The 3,144-nt window shown below is 68.6% G+C and carries 3 protein-coding genes; all 3 read left to right on the top strand.

All coding sequences use genetic code 11. The features are described from left to right. The coding region (locus JOY90_RS27880; protein ID WP_291694317.1) for a 3-keto-5-aminohexanoate cleavage protein at positions 1-311 on the top strand (311 nt) is incomplete at its 5' end. 335 nt (positions 312-646) lie between these two features. Further along, complete coding sequence (locus JOY90_RS27875) at positions 647-2,263, top strand: acyl-CoA carboxylase subunit beta (RefSeq protein ID WP_291694316.1); 1,617 nt, start codon at positions 647-649, stop codon at positions 2,261-2,263. After that, the coding region (locus JOY90_RS27870; protein WP_291694315.1) for a biotin carboxylase N-terminal domain-containing protein at positions 2,260-3,144 on the top strand (885 nt) is incomplete at its 3' end. The genes JOY90_RS27875 and JOY90_RS27870, both read left to right, overlap by 4 nt.

Raw genomic sequence — 3,144 nt, 5'->3', positions numbered from 1 at the left:
TGATGGGCGTCGCTTCGGGCATGCCGGCCGATCCGGAACTGCTGCCGATCCTGTTGAAGCTGAAGGCGCCCGAGGCGCATTGGCAGGTCACCGCGATCGGGCGGGCGGAGATCTGGCCGCTGCACCAGCGCTGCGCCGACCTCGGCGGCCATTTGCGCACAGGGCTCGAGGACACCTTCTATCTCGGCGACGGCACCAAGGTGTCGTCGAACGGGCAATTGGTCGAGGCGCTCGCGGCCTGCGCCCGCCGTGCGGGGCGCGAGATCGCAAGCCCTGCCGAGGCGCGGCAGATTTTTGGGGTGAGGCACTGAGGTTGTCGTTCCGGGGCGCGCGAAGCGCGAGCCCGGAATCCATGACCACCATTGTGAGTATGGATTCCGGCCCTGCGCCTTCGGCGCATCCAGGAATGACGAGAAGTAAGGAGGCATCGCATGGACAATCTCGCAGCCACCGGCGGCGTGCCGGGCCCGGGGCGGATCGGGCGGGTGGCGATCGGCGAACACTGCCGCAACACCTCGGTGGTTTCCAGGTGCCAAAACTGGTCAGGATCGTCGAGGAGATGCCGATGACCGCGACCGGGAAATTGCGCAAGGTCGAGCTGCGCCAGGCTTATGCCGATCATTTCGCGGCCAAGAGCGCGTAGGCGATGGCGGTCATCGAGTCGACGATCGCGTCTTCCAGCGATGCCTTCCGGGCCAACCGGGACGGCATGCTCAAACTGATCGCGCGGATGCGCGAATTGGAAGAGCGCACCCGTGCGGCTTCCGCCGCTGCAAAAGATCGCTTCCACAAGCGCGGCCAGCTGCTGCCGCGCGAGCGCGTGGCGCTGGTGCTCGACCCCGGCGCGCCCTTCATCGAGCTGTCGACCCTCGCCGGCTACCTGTTCGACGTGCCGGACACAGCCAGGAGCGTGCCCGGCGGCGGCGTCATCGCCGGCATCGGATTTGTTGCCGGCATCCGCTGCATGGTCAGTGCCAGCGATGCCGGCATCGATGCCGGCGCGCTGCAACCATTCGGTCTCGACAAGACGCTGCGGGTGCAGGAATTGGCGCTGGAGAACAAGCTGCCTTACGTGCAGCTCGTCGAGAGCGCCGGGGCCAATCTGTTGCGCTATCGGGTCGAGGATTTTGTCCGGGGCGGCAACATCTTTCGCAACCTGGCGCGGCTGTCGGCAGCGGGCCTGCCGGTCGTGACCGTGACGCACGGCTCGTCGACCGCGGGCGGCGCCTACCAGACCGGGCTGTCCGACTACATCGTCATGGTGCGCGGCCGCACCCGCGCGTTCCTCGCCGGGCCGCCGCTGCTGAAGGCCGCGACCGGCGAGATCGCGACCGAGGAGGAGCTCGGCGGCGCCGAGATGCACACCGCGATTTCCGGCCTCGGCGACTACCTCGCCGAGGACGACCGCGACGCGCTCCGCATCGCGCGCGAGATCATGGCGAGCCTGCAATGGGACCGGCCTGGGGCGACCGGCACGCCGCACAAGCCGCCGCGCTATGATCAGGAGGAACTGCTCGGCATCATGCCGATGGACCACAAGCGCCCGGTCGACATGCGGCAGGTGATCGCGCGGATCGTCGACGACTCGGATTTCAGCGAGTTCGGCGTCAACTACGGTCCCGCCACCGTCTGCGGCCATGCCCGCATCGAGGGGCAGGCGCTCGGCATCATCACCAACAACGGCCCGATCGACGTGCCCGGTGCCAACAAGGCGACGCATTTCATCCAGGCCTGCTGCCAGACGCGCACGCCGCTGCTCTATCTCAACAACACCACCGGCTACATCGTCGGCCGCGCCTACGAGGAGGCCGGCATGATCAAGCACGGCTCGAAGATGATCCAGGCGGTGACCAGCGCCACGGTGCCGCAGATCACCATCTATTGCGGCGCCTCGTTCGGCGCCGGCAATTACGGCATGTGCGGCCGCGGCTTTCATCCGCGCTTCTGCTTCTCCTGGCCGAATGCCAAGACCGCCGTGATGGGCGGCGAGCAGGCGGCCGAGACCATGGCGATCGTGACCGAAGCCGCGGCGGCCCGGCGCGGCAGGCCGGTCGAGCGCGAGAAGCTCGCGGCGATGAAGGCCGAGATCGTCGGGGTGTTCGACGGCCAGATGGACGTGTTTGCGACCAGCGCGCGCCTGCTCGACGACGGCGTCATCGATCCGCGCGACACCCGTGCGCTGCTCGCGGAGGTGCTCGCGATCTGCCGCGAGGCCGAAGCGCGCAACCCCCAGCGCATGCAGTTCTCGGTCGCGCGGCCATGAGCTCGCAGGTGAAGCGGCGGTTCTTCAAGATCCTGATCGCCAACCGCGGCGAGATCGCGCGGCGCGTCATGCGCACGGCGCGTCGGCTCGGCTATGGCGTGGTCGCGGTCCATTCGGATGCGGACCGCGACAGCCCGCATGTGCGCGAGGCCGACGCCGCCGTGCGGATCGGCGAGGCGCAGCCGGCGCAGTCCTATTTGAACATCGCGGCAATCATTGCCGCGGCGAAAGCGAGCGGCGCCGACGCCGTGCATCCCGGCTACGGTTTCCTGGCGGAGAACGCGGCCTTCGCACGGGCCTGCCGCGATGCCGGGCTGGTGTTCATCGGGCCGTCGCCGGAGCAGATCGAGGTGATGGGCGACAAGGCCCGCGCCAAGGAGTTCATGCGCAACGCCGGCGTGCCTTGCATCCCCGGCTACCAGGGCGCGGACCAGAGCGAAACGGCGATGCGCCGCGAGGCTGAGCGCATCGGCTATCCCGTGATGATCAAGGCGGTCGCGGGCGGCGGCGGGCGCGGCATGCGGCTCGTCACCGAAGCGGCGGCGTTTGCCGACGCGCTGCGCAGCGCGCGCTCGGAAGCCAAGGCCGCGTTCGGCGACGGCACCGTGATCCTGGAGCGCGCGGTTGCCGATCCGCGCCATGTCGAAATCCAGGTGTTCGGCGATATCCATGGCAACGCAATCCATCTCGGCGAGCGCGACTGCTCGGTGCAGCGCCGGCACCAGAAGCTGATCGAGGAGGCGCCGTCGCCGGCCGTCTCGCCGGAACTGCGGGCCAAGATGGGCGCGGTTTCGGTCGCAGCCATCAAGGAACTGGGCTACGAGGGCGCCGGCACGCTGGAATTCCTGCTCGACGCGCGCGGCGCGTTCTATTTCATGGAG

Source organism: Bradyrhizobium sp., from assembly GCF_019242285.1.
Lineage (GTDB): Bacteria > Pseudomonadota > Alphaproteobacteria > Rhizobiales > Xanthobacteraceae > Bradyrhizobium.
Note: the sequence above shows the minus strand (reverse complement) of the source record. Positions and strands in the feature narration are given on the sequence as shown.

Bases quoted from the DNA above. Each gene is read 5' to 3' on its own strand.
- JOY90_RS27875 (WP_291694316.1), top strand. From the start codon at position 647: ATGGCGGTCATCGAGTCGACGATCGCGTCTTCCAGCGATGCCTTCCGG.